The organism is Gillisella vitis, from assembly GCF_021559775.1.
GTDB lineage: Bacteria > Pseudomonadota > Alphaproteobacteria > Rhizobiales > Rhizobiaceae > Allorhizobium > Allorhizobium ampelinum.
On record NZ_CP056047.1, the window covers coordinates 2,073,840 to 2,089,260 of the forward strand.

General features: G+C 56.1%; 14 protein-coding genes. 5 read left to right on the forward strand and 9 right to left on the reverse strand.

Annotated elements, in window-relative coordinates; translation table 11 throughout:
- Window positions 1-95: 95 nt before the first annotated feature.
- Window positions 96-818, reverse strand: a complete 723-nt coding sequence (locus AVCG78_RS09775; RefSeq protein ID WP_071206600.1) for a ribonuclease T2 family protein — start codon at window positions 816-818, stop codon at window positions 96-98.
- Window positions 819-1,005: 187 nt separating this feature from the next.
- Here AVCG78_RS09775 and AVCG78_RS09780 point away from each other — a divergent pair, with 187 nt between their 5' ends.
- From AVCG78_RS09780 to AVCG78_RS09790, 3 genes are all read left to right on the forward strand, one after another.
- Entirely contained in the window at window positions 1,006-1,956 is a 951-nt protein-coding gene (locus AVCG78_RS09780) for an alpha/beta hydrolase (RefSeq protein WP_071206484.1), read from the forward strand.
- Window positions 1,957-2,032: 76 nt separating this feature from the next.
- The gene (locus tag AVCG78_RS09785; RefSeq protein WP_071206482.1) at window positions 2,033-3,004 is read left to right on the forward strand and encodes a DMT family transporter; all 972 of its coding nucleotides are present in this window, start codon (window positions 2,033-2,035) and stop codon (window positions 3,002-3,004) included.
- A gap of 30 nt (window positions 3,005-3,034) precedes the next feature.
- Window positions 3,035-4,687, forward strand: coding sequence for a thiamine pyrophosphate-binding protein (locus tag AVCG78_RS09790; RefSeq protein ID WP_071584893.1), 1,653 nt, complete (start codon window positions 3,035-3,037; stop codon window positions 4,685-4,687).
- Between the two features lie 44 nt (window positions 4,688-4,731).
- Here the strand turns inward: AVCG78_RS09790 and AVCG78_RS09795 are convergent, their stop codons facing one another.
- The 5 genes from AVCG78_RS09795 to AVCG78_RS09815 all read right to left on the reverse strand — a co-directional run bounded on the left by AVCG78_RS09795 (window position 4,732) and on the right by AVCG78_RS09815 (window position 7,655).
- Window positions 4,732-5,229: a hypothetical protein gene (locus AVCG78_RS09795; protein ID WP_071206479.1), complete on the reverse strand. Its 498-nt coding sequence runs from the start codon at window positions 5,227-5,229 to the stop codon at window positions 4,732-4,734.
- Window positions 5,230-5,340: 111 nt separating this feature from the next.
- The gene (locus tag AVCG78_RS09800) at window positions 5,341-5,826 is read right to left on the reverse strand and encodes a hypothetical protein (RefSeq protein WP_143049401.1); all 486 of its coding nucleotides are present in this window, start codon (window positions 5,824-5,826) and stop codon (window positions 5,341-5,343) included.
- Window positions 5,827-5,965: 139 nt separating this feature from the next.
- Complete coding sequence (locus AVCG78_RS09805) at window positions 5,966-6,307, reverse strand: RidA family protein (RefSeq protein WP_071204851.1); 342 nt, start codon at window positions 6,305-6,307, stop codon at window positions 5,966-5,968.
- Between the two features lie 75 nt (window positions 6,308-6,382).
- Entirely contained in the window at window positions 6,383-6,718 is a 336-nt protein-coding gene (locus tag AVCG78_RS09810) for a TIGR01244 family sulfur transferase (RefSeq protein ID WP_015916541.1), read from the reverse strand.
- Between the two features lie 103 nt (window positions 6,719-6,821).
- Window positions 6,822-7,655 carry an aldose 1-epimerase family protein gene (locus AVCG78_RS09815; RefSeq protein WP_071204849.1) on the reverse strand — a complete coding sequence of 278 codons (834 nt, stop codon included), beginning with the start codon at window positions 7,653-7,655 and terminating at the stop codon, window positions 6,822-6,824.
- A 393-nt stretch (window positions 7,656-8,048) separates the two neighbouring features.
- Between AVCG78_RS09815 and AVCG78_RS09820 the strand changes: the two genes are divergently transcribed.
- Complete coding sequence (locus AVCG78_RS09820; protein WP_071204848.1) at window positions 8,049-9,386, forward strand: L,D-transpeptidase family protein; 1,338 nt, start codon at window positions 8,049-8,051, stop codon at window positions 9,384-9,386.
- Between the two features lie 86 nt (window positions 9,387-9,472).
- Here AVCG78_RS09820 and AVCG78_RS09825 read toward each other — a convergent pair whose 3' ends face one another.
- The 3 genes from AVCG78_RS09825 to AVCG78_RS09835 all read right to left on the reverse strand — a co-directional run bounded on the left by AVCG78_RS09825 (window position 9,473) and on the right by AVCG78_RS09835 (window position 13,399).
- Complete coding sequence (locus AVCG78_RS09825; RefSeq protein WP_015916544.1) at window positions 9,473-10,189, reverse strand: ParA family protein; 717 nt, start codon at window positions 10,187-10,189, stop codon at window positions 9,473-9,475.
- A 176-nt stretch (window positions 10,190-10,365) separates the two neighbouring features.
- Window positions 10,366-11,511: an iron-containing alcohol dehydrogenase gene (locus tag AVCG78_RS09830; RefSeq protein ID WP_015916545.1), complete on the reverse strand. Its 1,146-nt coding sequence runs from the start codon at window positions 11,509-11,511 to the stop codon at window positions 10,366-10,368.
- 316 nt (window positions 11,512-11,827) lie between these two features.
- Complete coding sequence (locus AVCG78_RS09835) at window positions 11,828-13,399, reverse strand: amino acid permease (RefSeq protein ID WP_071204846.1); 1,572 nt, start codon at window positions 13,397-13,399, stop codon at window positions 11,828-11,830.
- Between the two features lie 912 nt (window positions 13,400-14,311).
- On the opposite strand from AVCG78_RS09835, the gene AVCG78_RS09840 reads away from it, so the two are divergent.
- Window positions 14,312-15,370: an ABC transporter substrate-binding protein gene (locus AVCG78_RS09840; RefSeq protein WP_071204852.1), complete on the forward strand. Its 1,059-nt coding sequence runs from the start codon at window positions 14,312-14,314 to the stop codon at window positions 15,368-15,370.
- The last annotated feature ends 51 nt before the right edge of the window (window positions 15,371-15,421 follow it).

Here is a 15,421-nt window from a genome sequence, read left to right on the forward strand (position 1 = left end):
CCGCAAGCCGGGGCAATGCCGCCCGCGCAATTCCTTCAGGTCTTACCCTGTTTACGGGATAGGATGCGGGCGCACTATTCGCTCTCAAAGCAGGCTCATTGCAGCCCAACCGGATCGACAATACCCTGGTTGCAATCAAACTTGGTTGAGCCTGCCGCCTGGATGCGCTCCTGTAGCGGCGTCCCGGCATCGCCATCCCCAAGACCTATCGTCAATTCCGTCACAATCCGTCTGTTGCCGTCTTGTTCGCAGCTCATTTTTACCCGCCGTCCAGCGCCCGGACCAAAGCTGGCATCAAACGCCGTCTGTACATCTTCCTGGGTCACCGCCTTGCCCACATTGGCAGCAAACAGACCGTTGACCGCCGAACCGTTCAGGGTCTCGATCAGCGCGATCGCCTCGGCAAAATAGTCTTGTTGATTAAGACCGGTGCAGGTACCATGCTTGATCCATTCATGCCGTTCCAATGATGACTGCGTGCCGGGCATGACCCTGTCCAGCACTTGGCGGGTCGAGGCAGACAACTTCACTTCCGGCAGATCCGTCCAGCGGCTTTTCTTATCGGTATCGATATCGGCCTGCGCGACGCCGCAATAGTTCTGGCGCATCGGCCAAAGACCATGCAGGGTAAAATGGCTGGCATCATAACGATCCGCCGTCTGGCTCTTGCATTCCGGCTTGTCCGGCTTGGTCTCGCAAAAACCCGGCTGCCAACTGACGGCCAGAATGCTGGTCGTCCTGCCTTTTTCCGCGGCGAAAGACGGAGGACAGGTCAGAAAGACTGCCGCAGCCAGACCCAGATAGTGAAAATGCTTCATGATGTTCTCTCCACCGAATCGCTTAAGGTCTTCATGGAACGGTTGAAACAGGCTTGCAACCTTGAATAACGGCATGAACCTGCCTTTCAGCAATTGCACTTGGCTGCAAAATCACGTCATTTTTCGGGGCGGAGCGGATTGAGACTCGCGATATACCATTCGCGTTCGGCACTATCGGGAGGACGGCATGTTTGACGAAACGCTTTACCTGCAAAGGCCGGATGGTGCCCGGATCGCCTATCACCACCATCAGGCAACGGATGCGCAGGCAATTCTGCTCATCAATCATGGGCTGATCGAACATTCACGCCGCTATCGCCGCTTTGCCGTCTTCATGGCCGCATCGGGCTTTCACGTTTACGCCCATGACCACCGTGGACACGGAGAAACCCAGGCCCCGGATGCGCCGCTGGGCCGCTTTGCGCGAAGGAATGGCGTTTCGCTGGTGATCGAAGACGCCAAGGCAATCCGCGACCTGGCCATTGCCAACCATCCCGGCCTGCCGGTTCTGCTGTTCGGTCATTCCATGGGCGGGCTGATCGCGCTGCGCACCGCCACGGAGTTCCCGGAAAGCTTTCAGGCGCTGGCGGTGTGGAATTCCAATTTCAACAACGGCATCGAGACCCGGTTCGCCCGACTGGTTCTAAAGATCGAGCGGGCCTTGAAAGGCTCTGACGTGCCAAGCCTGCTGATGGCCAAGGCAACCTTCGAGGCCTGGGGCAAGGCGGTGTCGGGAAGACGCACTTTGTTCGATTGGCTGAGCCACGACGGCTCGGAAGTCGATCTCTACGCCAATGACCCGCTCTGCCGGTTTCAGGCCAGCAATTCCCTATGGATGGACGTGCTTGACCTGACGGCTCAGACCGCCACCCTGCCCCGCCTTGCCCGGCTGCGGACCGACCTGCCCATTCATCTGGTCGGCGGCGGGCAGGACCCGGCCACCAAAGGCGGCGAGGCAACCCGCGCGTTGGATCATCGCCTGCGGCAATCCGGTCTAACCGATGTCACCCTGACCCTTTATCCTGCCATGCGGCACGAAACGCTGAACGAAATTGGTCGTGACGAGGCCATGGCGGCGTTTCGGGATTGGGCGCGAAAAGCGCTGGGCCTAACGGCAGTTCATTCTGGTTTGGAATGACCCTATAACAGAAAGTCACGTGCCGTCTGGCATTATGGACGGTATAGACAGACGATCAAAAGCGAGACAATCCCGCATGTCCACTCCACCGCGTGCCACGTCAGGCACATCCAGCCAAACGCCGTTTTTCTCCGGCGTCACGTTCGGACTTGGCATGATGGTCCTGTCGGTGCTGATCACGCCACTGGTGGATGTGTTTTCCAAGCTGGCAACGCAAACCATGCCTGCTGCCGAAATCAGCCTTGCGCGGTTTTTCTTTCAGATCCTTTTCATGCTTCCCGTGCTGATAATACGCCGCACATGGCCGAAACTATCCTGGTCCAACACCCGCCTGCATATGGTGCGTGGCGGGGTGCTCTGCCTGTCGATGCTGACCTTTGTTACCGCGTTGCGCACCATGGAAGTGGCGGATGCCGTGGCAATCTTTTTCGTCGAGCCGATCATCCTGACCATCTTGAGCGGCATCATCCTCAAAGAAAAAATCGGCTGGCAACGCTACCTCGCCTGTGGCGTCGGGTTTATCGGCGCCATGTTGGTGGTGCAGCCCAGTTTCCAGGAAGTCGGTGCCGTGGCCTTCCTGCCGATCATTACGGCCTTTTGCATCGCCATTTTTGCAATCCTGACGCGGCTATTGTCACGCCATCAGGACCCGTTTGTTATGCAGGTGGAAACCGGCTGCTGGGCTATGGTGTTTTGCACCATCATGATCGCCATAGGCCAAGCAATGAACCTTACCATGTTCGCGCTGGTCCAGCCGGACCTCACCGGCACGATATGGCTTGTCTGTACCGGGGCCACTGCCGCCGTCGGCGGTGTGCTGGGCGTGTTTGCCTATCGCGCAGCACCACCCTCGATGCTCGCACCGCTGCAATATCTGGAAATCGTCACCGCCACCCTGTTTGGCTGGCTGGTCTTCCATGACCTGCCGGATGCGCTGAAATGGCTGGGCATCGCCATCATCATCGGCTCCGGCCTCACCATCATCTGGCGGGAGCGCAAACACGCATCCCGGCCTATTTCCGACAGCAGCGGGCCGCCACAACCTTAATTTCGGCCCAACCCATCCAAGGATCGCTACATGAAAAGAACCGGCGGACAATTGATCGTTGAAGCCCTGAAGGCCAATGGCGTCAAGCGCGTTGCCTGCGTGCCGGGCGAAAGCTATCTGGCGGTGCTGGATGCGCTGGTCGATAGCCAGATTGAAACCGTCGTCTGCCGCCAGGAAGGCGGCGCGGCGATGATGGCCGATTGCTGGGGGCGTCTCACTGGCGAGCCCGGCATTTGCATGGTGACGCGCGGTCCAGGCGCCACCAATGCTTCGGCGGGCCTGCATATCGCCCGGCAGGATTCGGTGCCGATGATCCTGTTCATTGGCCAGGTCGCACGCGACATGCGCGAACGCGAGGCCTTTCAGGAGGTGGAATATCGCCGCGCCTTTACCGAATTTGCCAAATGGGTCGGCGAGATCGATGACGTCGCCCGCATCCCGGAATTTGTCAGTCGCGCCTTTGCCGTGGCCACATCGGGCCGTCCCGGCCCCGTGGTGCTGACCCTGCCGGAAGATGTGCTGGTGGAAGAGGCGGATGCGCCAGACGCCCGCCCCTATATGCCGGTGGACGCGCATCCCGGCCCTAGCCAGATTGCCGCGCTTGGCGCAATGCTGGAGAAGGCGGAGCGTCCGCTGGTCATCCTCGGCGGCACCCGCTGGGACGAGGCCTCAGTGAAGGCGTTTGAAGATTTTGCCGCACAGTGGAAACTGCCGGTCGGCTGCTCCTTCCGCCGCCAGATGCTGTTTGATCATCTGCACCCTAATTACGCGGGCGATGTCGGCATCGGCATCAATCCGGCGCTTGCGAAAGAGGTGAAGGACGCCGATCTGATCCTGTTGCTGGGCGGTCGTTTTTCAGAAATGCCATCGTCATCCTACACGCTGATGGACATCCCCTACCCCAAACAGAAGCTGGTGCATGTCTATCCCGACCCGTCGGAGCTTGGTCGCGTCTATCGCCCTGATCTGGCGATCTGCGCCAGCCCGAAGGATTTTGTCGCCGCTTTGACTGATCTAAAAGCACCCGCCTCGCCAGTTTGGGCCGAGCGGACAAAAGCCATGCACGCTCATTATCTGACCTGGTCCACCCCGCCCAAGACTGGCCCCGGCACGGTGCAGATGGGACCGATCATGGAGTGGATCGAAGCCAATACCGCGAAAGACGCTATCTTCACCAATGGCGCCGGCAATTACGCCACATGGCTACACCGCTTCCATCGCTTTCAGGGCTACAACACACAGGCGGCTCCCACCTCCGGCTCGATGGGCTACGGCCTGCCCGCTGCCGTCGCTGCCAAGGCGCAGTTTCCCGAACGCGACGTGATCTGCTTTGCCGGTGACGGCTGCTTCATGATGCACGGGCAGGAATTCATCACCGCCGTGCGCTATAATCTGCCGATTATCGTTTTGCTGATCAACAACAGCACCTATGGCACCATCCGCATGCATCAGGAGCGCGACTACCCAGGCCGCGTCAGCGCAACCGATCTGGTCAACCCGGATTTCAAGGCCTTTGCGCAGGCCTATGGCGGACATGGAGAGCTGGTGGAAAAGACTGAGGATTTCGCGGCGGCGTTTCAGCGCGCACGGGCCTCAGGCAAGCCATCGATCATCGAAATCAAGCTGGACGCGGAAGCAATTACGCCGACCCGCACCTTGACTCAAATTCGTGAGAAAAGCTGAGGACGGAAGCGGTCACACGGGAACACAGGCAGAAACCACTTCAGCTACTGCTGGTGTTCCCGTGGCCGTTTGAGAACAAGAAGCAAACCGAGCAGCGCGGATAGCGAAAAGCTGATGATAAACGCAATATAGAACAAATATCCGTTTTCATAATGTAAGCCCACATCCCTACCGCAGGCGACATCCTGCGTAAGGATATTGAAAAGAGAGCTGAAAAAATAATCTAAAATGAGGTTGGCTCCGCCGTGCAAAATCGACCCCGTTACAAAGTTGAATAAAAAATAATACATAAGAGCCATTAGAAAACATAGGTCAGGTATCAAAAGCCACGTTTCATATTTTAAAATAGCAGAAACAAATGAGGTCAGAAGATACAATAATACACCATAAAATAAGAAAGAATTTTCCTGAAACCAAGAGATATCCGCGGTCAGATGACAAGTCTCGTAATAACCTTGTGGGTAGTAAACAGACAGTACGAACGCACACAGCGCAAAAAATCTAAGAAGTAAGTTAACCCTGGAATTCAGTAAGGAAGCCATAATGTTATCCGCCGATAAAATCAGTTAGGCGTGAAATCTCCTCACCGCAAGGAAAAGCACTTAAACACCGAATTAGACATCTCCAAAAGGGCTAATCCAAACAGTAGGTGATCAATGCTTTTCATGTCGCCGATCGGATAAGAATACAATTAAACCCAGAATCGTCGATAAAAAGAAACTGCTAACTGCAAGAACATAGAAGAGATAGCCCCACTGATAATGGAATACGACGTCGGCATTGCATGGACCTCTGCCCGTCAGCGAATCCCCTATATTTCCAAATATTTCGGACAAAACTCCATACACCAAAGGCATGAGTATTTCGATGAAAACAACATGTTTAACAATAAAAACAGCGAAAATAACATCGGTAATTAAAAATAAATATCCTTTATTAAAATATTCGACCATCAAAGAGGAAAAAAGATAAAAAATCAAAACATAAAAATAAATTGAATAAACTGATAAAATTGTAAACGGGCTTTCTGATTCACACCTGGAATAATATCCGTAAGGAATAAGTGCACACAAGGCTGAAGATACAAAAGTCCCTATCTTCAGAAAAAAACGGGTTTTAGGATCAACAAAAACTGACAACTGCATCTCCTTTTGCAACAAAGGCATGATGGAGTGCTACGATTTAAGAAGGACACTTTTGCCTCGTGTAGAAGCAGAAGCGTCCATCTAAAGACTTTAAGGCATTAGCTACAGCCCCTAAGCGGCTTGTAAAAGCCCCTTAAATCGCAGCCGTCACGATGAACTCGACCTTGTAATCCGGCGTTGCCAAAGCAGCTTCGCTGGTGGCGCGGGCTGGTGGGTTGGCAGGGTCGATCCAGCTTTCCCAGACAGCGTTCATTTCGGCGAAGGTGGACATGTCGGAGAGGTAGATGATGGTTTGCAGGATCTTCGACTTGTCAGAACCGGCAGCCGCCAGCAGGCGATCCACTTCGGCCAGCGCCGATTTCGACTGTTCCGTGACACCAGTGCCTTCGCCGACCTGGCCAGCCAGATAGACGGTATTGCCGTGAACGACAGCACCGCTCATACGCTTGCCGGGCTCGATACGCTTGATGGACATGGACTATCTCCTTGAGGTTATGAAACACGAAAACGCTGCGGACTTTGCCGCAGCGTGGGCAGGTTTTTTGAACGCTTAGCGCTGGCGCAGGCTGTGTTCGTAGGTCGCCGTAGAGCGGGCGCCGGAACGGCAATAGCCGAGCATCGGGCGCTCCAGATCATCAAGCGCGTCAACCATGGCGGCGACGGCATCCGGCGTGACACCCATCGGGCCAACCGGAATATGGCGGATGGCAAGCCCAAGTTCTTCGGCCCGCGCAGCAATAGCGGCAAAATCCGGCTGGCCGGGCTCTTCGCCATCCGGACGATGGCAAACGATGGATTTGAAACCCAGCGCCTTGATATCATCCAGATCATCGAGACTGATCTGACCGCTGACGGAATATTCCTCGTTGATCGGCCTGATATTCATCGTCGCATCCTTTTCAAAACCGGCTTAATCGAAACCGGCCAAACATTTACGATGTGGATACCGGGGCGTCAACGCTGCAAGCGGATTCCAGACGCGCCCGATTTCACATGAAGAAGAAATCCAGTCCGAATTCACGGCTCTCGCCGGGCGCCAGCATGTCGAGTTCGCCGCCCTTGGCGAGATCGTCGCGTCCAACCCAGCGGTGCGAGACCGGCTCGATGCCTACGACATTGGCAGGCGCCTGCTGGTTGCGCCAGATTTGCAGGAAGGGCAGGCTTGCCGTGTCAAAACGCACCACCAGCGTCAACCCACCAACCGAGGCGATTGGGCCGAGCCGAAACTCTGTCCAGCCATCCGCTCCCGCCGTGTCGCCGCTGGCGGCAACGCAGAACACCCCGCCCGGTTCCGCGCCGAAACGCCAGCCGAAACCGCCGTCGTCCAGCATTGCTCCTTCCATTCGCACTGCATCATCGAACAGTTTAGCGGCGACATTCATGTGATACATCAACATGGCGGGAAACGGCGCATGGCCAGTATTGGTAATCCGGTCGCGGAGCGCGACAGCACCGGTTTGCGCATCGATGCGCCAATGGCGCTCCAGAAGCGACTGGCCGCCATCGGCATGGCGCACCGGAATTTCAGCCCGGCACTCGCTATCGCTCTGATGAAGGATCGTAGCCGGATGTGATGAAAACGAACCATGCAGCGGATAGCGACGACCGCTGCCATCGCCAAACGGTTCCGGGTGACGGATATGGTCAGGGCCGCAGGTGAAAAGAAAGCCTTCCAGGGAATGGTCAATGCGCGGATCGCCATCATCAGGGATGGCCCGATGCGGCGACAGATCGACACCATCGATGATCAATGTGCGAATATCCAGAACCGATGTCTGGTCCAGTTCAACGATTGGACCCTTGGCTGCCTGTAGCTTCATGATTCGTCTCCTCCTACAATCCGCCCAGCATTACCGCGCTGATAGCGGCCTATGCCATGTCCTAAACCGTGTAAAAACGCGGTAGCCTATGATTTTCCCGTGTAAAATTCTGTTAATTTTGATGGACTGATGTATTCACGTCGTTCACCCTATCGTTCGCTAGCACGTTGTTTATGCAACGATTCCTTCAAGCTTGGCTGGGGCGTCCATCTGGAGCGGTGCGCACGGGTTTAACAGTTTCTTCACTTCGTTTTCATTTTTCCATATTAGCGTCAAAATTACGGTGTCTCAGCGCATGATAAGCAATTGTCCATGCTTTGGCGCGAGCGCCTCGATTTCCCCTGAACCGGATAGGGTTTGGGGCGTTATGCAAGAAACCAACCGGAAAGATCACCCGTGCAGCCGCTTTGGAAAACTGGTCTCATCGTCGTCGCGCTTCTCTCAACCGTGTCGCAGCCCGCGCTGGCGCGCAGCCCCTATACGGGGCAGAACGCGAATACCGTGCTGATTACGCCCTCAGGAGAAGTTCTGGATTTCGTACCCGAACAAGGCTCGGTGATGATCAGCCGCGACCGCATGGGCCGCACGGTTTTGATTGACCGCTCCGGCAATCTGATCGCCACGGAAATGCCTGCCGACATGGTGTATGGCCGCGCCGACCGCAATCGTTATCCCAATGATTATTATCCGCCAGCTCCTTCCGGCGGCGGCTATGACGATGAGGACATGGCGACTGGCGGCATTCCCGGGGACCAACCCGTTGAGCGCCAATCCCTTGATCAGGGCTACCCACAAAACGTCAACCACGATCCGTCAGTGAGCGACGATGCCCTGGCACGGCCTGCGTCCCCATCGACCGCAGCGCCGTCGACGCTTGGTAGCAGCGGCAAGGCCAAGCCGGAAATCACAGCACTTCAGGTCTTTCTTGCCCGCGAGGGGTTTTCGCCGGGCGCTATCGACGGCCATATGGGCATGAATGTGCAAAAGGCGCTGGAAGCCTGGCAGCAAAAGACCGGCGAGACGCTGAACCCTACCGACACCGACGCCATCATGGAGCGGCTGCGGATGAATGGCGGCCTGCCCTTCACCAGCTACACGCTGACCGCCGCCGATGCCGCTGGTCCGTATGTGGCGGAAATCCCTGAGGATTATAGCCAGAAGGCTGCGATGCCGTCGCTTGGCTATACATCCACCACAGAAATGCTGGCTGAGAAATTCCACATGGATGAGGGCTATCTGAAAGCGCTCAATCCAGGTGTGGATTTCACTGTTCCCGGCAGCACGGTCAAAGTGGTCAGCATCGGCCAGCCTCATAGCGGACGGGTTGCCCGCATCGTTGCCGACAAAGGCCGCAAACAGGTTCTGGCGTATGGTGAGGATGGCCAACTGATTACCGCCTATCCGGCCAGCATCGGCTCTAACGATACGCCATCGCCGTCCGGCACGGTGCAAGTGCAGCGCGTCGCTTTCGATCCAGGCTATACCTATAATCCGAAGGTCAATTTCCAGCAGGGTGCCAATGACAAGGTGCTGAATATTCCGCCAGGCCCGAATGGTCCTGTTGGTACCGTCTGGATTGCCTTGTCCAAGCCCACCTACGGCATCCACGGCACACCGGAACCCTCGAAGATCGGCCGCACCCAGAGCCATGGCTGTATCCGCCTGACCAATTGGGATGCAACGGAACTCGCCAAGATGGTACAGCCGGGCGTCACTGTGGAATTCGTGGACTGATAGTAGTCAATTTTAAGCACAAGAAAACGCCCCGCCGCGGTTATCGTAGCGGGGCGTTTTTATGTGGCTTCTATCAATTACAAGTCTCAGGCGGCATCACCGATCAGCCGCAAAAGGCGCGGGCGTAGGCTGCGCACCACTTTTACCGGAAGCAGATGCACGACCTCAGCAGCAAAGGCGCGCGAATTGTCCTGCGCCTTATCCAAATTGCTGACCTTGGCCGGGTCCATCGAATAGACCGTGCCGCCGGTTTCAAAAATGTCGCGGAAGGCGTTGCGCTCGGCAATCGGAGTATTGATGACATTTACCCCACGCGCCGCCAACAGGCCCTTGATGGCGAGAAGTGCCCGTGTCGTCACCATCGAGGCAACCCGTGTCAGAACCACCGAATGCGGGATGACAAGATTACCGGCGATCCGCATCTGCTCGATCAGGTCAAGGATCTGGGCGGCTCCCTTGGCATCCATCGCACAGCCCTGAACAGGGATCATCACATGGTCGGAAAGCCCGATCGCCATGGTGACGATGGCGTCACGCGCACCGGCCAGATCGATGATAACGTAGTCAGCCGTTTTGCGGCCTTCCCGGATATGGCCCTGCAACGACCCAACGCTGACTTCGGAAATGACTTCAATATTGTGCTGCAACCCCGCGGCTTCCGACCATTGGGTAATCCAGCGTTGCGGATCGGCATCGAGAATACAGATCCGGTAACCCTGATGGGCAAGTTCTGTGGCAAGCAATAGAGCTGCGGTGGTTTTACCTGCGCCGCCCTTGGCATTGGCAAATGAGATGACTGGCATTGGTGTCCTCGATGCTATGATTGAGCCACTCATCGCTCTAACAGGCACCCGGCTATTCATGGCGCCCGGTTAATACATCCTTGCTAAAAATGGTTAATAAATAGCAAATGACATATATCAGTTCTTGTGAATGAAATTCTAGGTTACCTTGCTTGCCGTAAGCTGGAGCCAGATTTTCAAAAACATTCCGCCAGCAATGCGGTGGTATTTTCCAAAGTCATCTTGACAGGATTGCTCGCGGCACTTGCATCGCGGATTGCCATGGCAGCCAGATCGTCCAGCCGGTCACCCGGCACGCCAAGCTCGCTCAGATTATGTGGAATGGCGAGATCCTCACGAAACACCATCAGAAAATCATGGAAACCATCGAAGCCGCCCTGGATTTCCAGATAGCCCGCCAGTTTCTCGATCTTGCGCTCTATGGCCTTGCGGTTGAAAGATACCACCATCGGCATCAACACCGCATTGGTTGTGCCGTGATGGGTATTATAGACCGCGCCGATCGGGTGCGACAGCGCGTGAATGGCCCCCAGCCCCTTTTGCAGGGCAATCGACCCCATGACCGCCGCCGACATCATGTTGAGCCGGGCTTCCAGATCCACCGGATCACGATAGGCTTTGGGCAGAAATTCCTTGACCAACCGCATCCCCTCGATCGCAATACCCTGGCCGAGCGGATGGTAGACCGGCGAACAATAGGCTTCCAGGCAATGGGCGAATGCATCCATGCCGGTGCCAGCCGTGATGGATTTCGGCATGCCGACCGTCAGTTCCGGATCACAAATGACGATTGCCGGAAGCATTTTCGGATGAAAGATCGCGGTCTTGACGTGGGTGACTGTATTGGTGATCACGCAGGTGCGTCCCACTTCGGCACCGGTCCCTGCTGTAGTTGGCACTGTCACAACCGGCAGGATTGCCGCCTCATTGGCATCACGCCAGCCCTCAGTGCCCGCGGCGAAATCCCAGACCGGGCGGGTCTGCCCCGCCATGAAGGCCACGCATTTGCCAAGATCAATGCCGGAGCCTCCGCCAAAGGCAACGACACCGTCATGACCACCTTGCCGGAAGGCCGCAAGCCCGGCTTCCAGATTAAGCTCCGTCGGGTTGGGATCGACATCGGCAAACAGCGCGTTGTCCAGCCCTGCGTCACTCAACGTTTCCTGCGCCACCCTGGTAATCGCCAACGCTGCCAGCCCACGGTCAGTGACCAGCAAAGGATTGCGCATGCCCAAGGATTTGCAGGCTTCACCCAGCTCTTCTATCCGACCGCGCCCGACCCTGATGTCGGTCGGATAACTCCAATTCGCAAAGATTTTCATGATCGCATCACTCCTTCCACCGGAGGATCGAAGAGGGGATCGGAAAAGGCAAAAAGGATTAGCGAGGGTCATGCCGCTGCTTGCGTCTGACCAGTGCAAACCTCAGAGAATTTGAACCTCCCGAATGCGGGCTTTCCTCCTCACCCACAACGGCCATGGTAGGGTATCTAATATAAATAACTACTAATCAAAAAGGGAAAATCGGTGGCTTCGCCACCACAATTTCAAATTTCAAAAGAAAACAATCTCACGCTTTCATTTAGATAAACAGAGGCCGCCGATCCGGGCGACCCCTCTTCGTATCAGGTCAGGCTATTCAGGCTTGGCCGACAGCTTTTTCCGCAGCGGCAATTTCCGCCTGCCGCTTTGCCACTTCATCGCCAATCGGCGGGCCCTTGAAGCGACGCTGCTCGAACAGAACCCAGATCAGCGCCGTCAGCGCCAGAAAACCGACAGTGATATACAGCGCCCACTGGTTGGGCGGCTGCACCCCGATGATAAAGATGGCAACCATGGCCAGGATGACCAGAAGACCGACAAACCGGTAAGCGCCGATCCCCATATTCCACGGTCCCATTTTCGGCCATTTCGCCGTACCGATCACCTTCATACCGAGCACGATCGGAATGGCGAAGGACAGGAACAGGAAGATCACCGTGCAGGACACGACAATCGTATAAGCCGAGGCACCGGCAATGGTGACAAGCGAGGCACCCCAGACGAACAGCACTGAAAGCACAGCCCCGACCCAGATGGCCGTCGCCGGAGTACGGAACCTTGGGCTGACACTGGAAAGCGCCTTGGAGGCAGGCAGGCCGCCATCACGCGAAAAGGCATAGATCATCCGCGACACGGAGGTGACGGTTGCCAGACCGCAGATGAATTGCGCAACGAAAATTGCCAGATAGAGAATATTGGCGACAACCGGGTGGGTGATGCTGTTCAGAGTCCAGAAGAACACGTTCCAGCCCTGGGCTGCGGCTTCATTCATATCGGGAATAGCCAACAGGAAGGCCAGCAACATGATATAGCCGAACAGCGATGCCCAGAAGACCGAGGAAATAATCCCCTTCGGCACCGATTCCGAAGCCTTGATGGTTTCCTCCGAGGTATGGGCGGAGGCATCGTAACCGGTGATCGTATAGATCGGCAAAAGCAGGCTGAGAGCAAAAATATACCAGACACTGCCGGTCTGCGGCCAGACTGGCGCATCGCCCGCTGGTGTGCCGGAATAATTGGTGAAGGTCCAGATGCGGGAGAAATCCCAGGTTTTCACGCCGATCAGGCAGACGATTGTCAAGGCAATGGCGGTGATGAAGATCAGATAGCCTGAGAGATCCGTCAGCTTGGCGGTAAGCTTGATGCCGAGATGGTTGATCAGCGCCTGAGCCGCCGTAATCGCGGCCACGAACAGGATCTGGTTGGCAAAGCCGCCTGCCGTCGTCGTATCGACATTGATGCCGAACCATCCGGCAATCGATCCGGCGAAAAAGCCCCAGGTGCCGACATTGATGGCACCGAGCACAGTGACCAGGCCGATCAGGTTGAACCAGGCCGTAACCCAGCCGGTGAAACGATTGCCGAGGATCGAGCCCCAGTGATACAGACCACCTGCCGTGGGATAAGCCGAGGCGATCTGTGCCATGCCGAGCGCGAAAACGCCGGAAATCAGGCAGCCCAACGGCCAGCCGATGCCGATGGCCGCCCCACCGGCCCCGGATGTCGCCTGGGCCAACGAATTGATGCCGCCGGACAGAATACAAATGATCGAGAAGGAAATCGCAAAGTTCGAAAACGAACTCATGCGCCGCTCCAGCTCCTGCGCATAGCCCATGGAATGGAGGATATGCAGGTCTTCCTGCTTATCGACGTCGCTATAACCGGTCATGATGACCCCCAGTTAAGCCGAGGCAAAACACCTCGGCAGCCTCTGCCTTTCGGTTTGCCGGTTGTTACCGTTACAAACCGCACGCAGTCTTCGCTGCTCCCTTTGGATCTTGTTATCTTGAGCCGGACCGGCATGGCCGAATGGCTTGGAGACCCGTCACGATCCTGTGATGCAGGCCTCTGTTTTTAGTCTTTGCCTAAAATCAATTGCAGTCGAGAAAAAAATCAATCTCCAGCTTTTCAAATGCCAAAGCAATTCACATGCCTGTTCGCGTCATTCCCCGGCCTGCAACCGTCGCCGCAACAAAGAATGACAGGAAAGCGCCTCATGAAAACCCGCTATTTGCACAGGCACAGAGGCGCGGATGACAACGCGTACCACACGGGCATGCCTGCACAACAAAGCCAAAGGACTGAATCTTCGAGACAAAGAACTTATTTTCTTTTTCAAATCAAGGAACTAAGCGCCAATTCCCCGACATCCCCTTAGGCTGAACAGGGAAAAGTCATTTTTTCCAGTTGGGGCAGATTGACTCGGTGACCCTCTGTCGTCTTATCTTTGCGCAATAAACCGGCAAAGACCGGAGGGGAACAATCGACGCTTGCAGATACCTGTCATCTCAGCAGCAGCGCGCGCAAAATCCAGGGTCATGGCTTTTACCTGCTCGGCCGGGTCATCCGTGCTATCAGCGATACCGCAGATTGTCTCCAAGAATACCGTTGCAGAAATACTTGAAGATATGCCCGTTATAGCAGTGCTCACCCACCCTATCCGTCACATAACTATCATCTGCGCCCCCTATGCAGTCGCTCGGCTTACCGCAGACAATTTTGCAGATCGAAGATTTGCAGATCCACAAGGAGGACACCCGTGAACATCCGTTTGCACCGCATTCTTTCCCTCTCGACCGCCATGGTCGTCGCATCGACCGCCTATGCGAGCGCCGAGCCAAGCGCCGAGCTGATCGCAGCTGCCAAAAAAGAAGGCATGCTGACCACCATCGCCCTGCCCCATGACTGGTGCGGCTATGGTGACGTGATCGCCGGTTTCAAGAAAAAATACCCTGAGATCAAGGTCAACGAGCTGAACCCGAATGCAGGTTCCGGCGACGAAATCGAAGCGATCAAGGCCAATAAGGGCAATACCGGCCCGCAGGCTCCCGATGTTATCGACGTCGGCCTGTCCTTCGGTCCTGCTGCCAAGAAAGACGGTCTCGTTCAGCCTTACAAGGTCTCCACCTGGGATTCGATCCCGGCTTCGGCCAAGGATGCCGACGGCTATTGGTATGGCGATTATTACGGCGTTCTGGCCATCGGTGTGAACAAGGATATCGTCAAGGACGTTCCTAAGAGCTTTGCCGACCTGACCGCTTCCAAATATGCCAATTCCGTTGCCATGCCTGGCGATCCACGCACCGGCAATAGCTCGATGATGACGGTATATGCCGCTGGCGTCGCGCAGTCCGGCAAGACTGGTGCCGATGCCGCCAAGGCAGGCATCGAGTTCATGAAGTCGCTGAAGGAAAAGGGCAATCTCGTGCCGGTCAACGGCTCGGCCCAGAACATGGCGCAGGGCACCACGCCGATCCTGTTCGATTGGGACTATAACGTGCTTGCCATGCGCGACAAGCTGGCTGGCAACCCGCCGATGGACGTTGTTGTTCCCTCGGATTCGGTCATCGCCGGCGTTTACGTTCAGGCGATTTCGGCTTTCGCGCCACATCCGAACGCTGCCAAGCTGTGGATGGAATATCTCTATTCCGACGAAGGTCAGCTCGGCTGGCTGGCTGGCTATTGCCATCCGATCCGCTTCAACGATCTGGCTGAAAAGAAGAAGATTCCGCAGGCCCTGCTCGACAAGATGCCGGATGCCGCAGGCTATGCCAAGGCGATCTTCCCCACTCTGGACGAGCAGTCCGCTGCCAAGGCAGTGGTTGCCGCCGATTGGGCAAAGCAGATGGGCGCGCAATAAGTTAGCGCCAGTGCTGAAATTTCACTCCACCTTTGCGCAGGCCGGTTTTTA

What these genes read in the sequence shown, in the direction of transcription:
- AVCG78_RS09775 (WP_071206600.1), bottom strand. Translation starts at nt 818, where the DNA reads ATGAAGCATTTTCACTATCTGGGTCTGGCTGCGGCAGTCTTTCTGACC.
- AVCG78_RS09780 (WP_071206484.1), top strand. Translation starts at nt 1,006, where the DNA reads ATGTTTGACGAAACGCTTTACCTGCAAAGGCCGGATGGTGCCCGGATC.
- AVCG78_RS09785 (WP_071206482.1), top strand. Translation starts at nt 2,033, where the DNA reads ATGTCCACTCCACCGCGTGCCACGTCAGGCACATCCAGCCAAACGCCG.
- AVCG78_RS09790 (WP_071584893.1), top strand. Translation starts at nt 3,035, where the DNA reads ATGAAAAGAACCGGCGGACAATTGATCGTTGAAGCCCTGAAGGCCAAT.
- AVCG78_RS09795 (WP_071206479.1), bottom strand. Translation starts at nt 5,229, where the DNA reads ATGGCTTCCTTACTGAATTCCAGGGTTAACTTACTTCTTAGATTTTTT.
- AVCG78_RS09805 (WP_071204851.1), bottom strand. Translation starts at nt 6,307, where the DNA reads ATGTCCATCAAGCGTATCGAGCCCGGCAAGCGTATGAGCGGTGCTGTC.
- AVCG78_RS09810 (WP_015916541.1), bottom strand. Translation starts at nt 6,718, where the DNA reads ATGAATATCAGGCCGATCAACGAGGAATATTCCGTCAGCGGTCAGATC.
- AVCG78_RS09825 (WP_015916544.1), bottom strand. Translation starts at nt 10,189, where the DNA reads ATGCCAGTCATCTCATTTGCCAATGCCAAGGGCGGCGCAGGTAAAACC.
- AVCG78_RS09830 (WP_015916545.1), bottom strand. Translation starts at nt 11,511, where the DNA reads ATGAAAATCTTTGCGAATTGGAGTTATCCGACCGACATCAGGGTCGGG.
- AVCG78_RS09835 (WP_071204846.1), bottom strand. Translation starts at nt 13,399, where the DNA reads ATGACCGGTTATAGCGACGTCGATAAGCAGGAAGACCTGCATATCCTC.
- AVCG78_RS09840 (WP_071204852.1), top strand. Translation starts at nt 14,312, where the DNA reads ATGGTCGTCGCATCGACCGCCTATGCGAGCGCCGAGCCAAGCGCCGAG.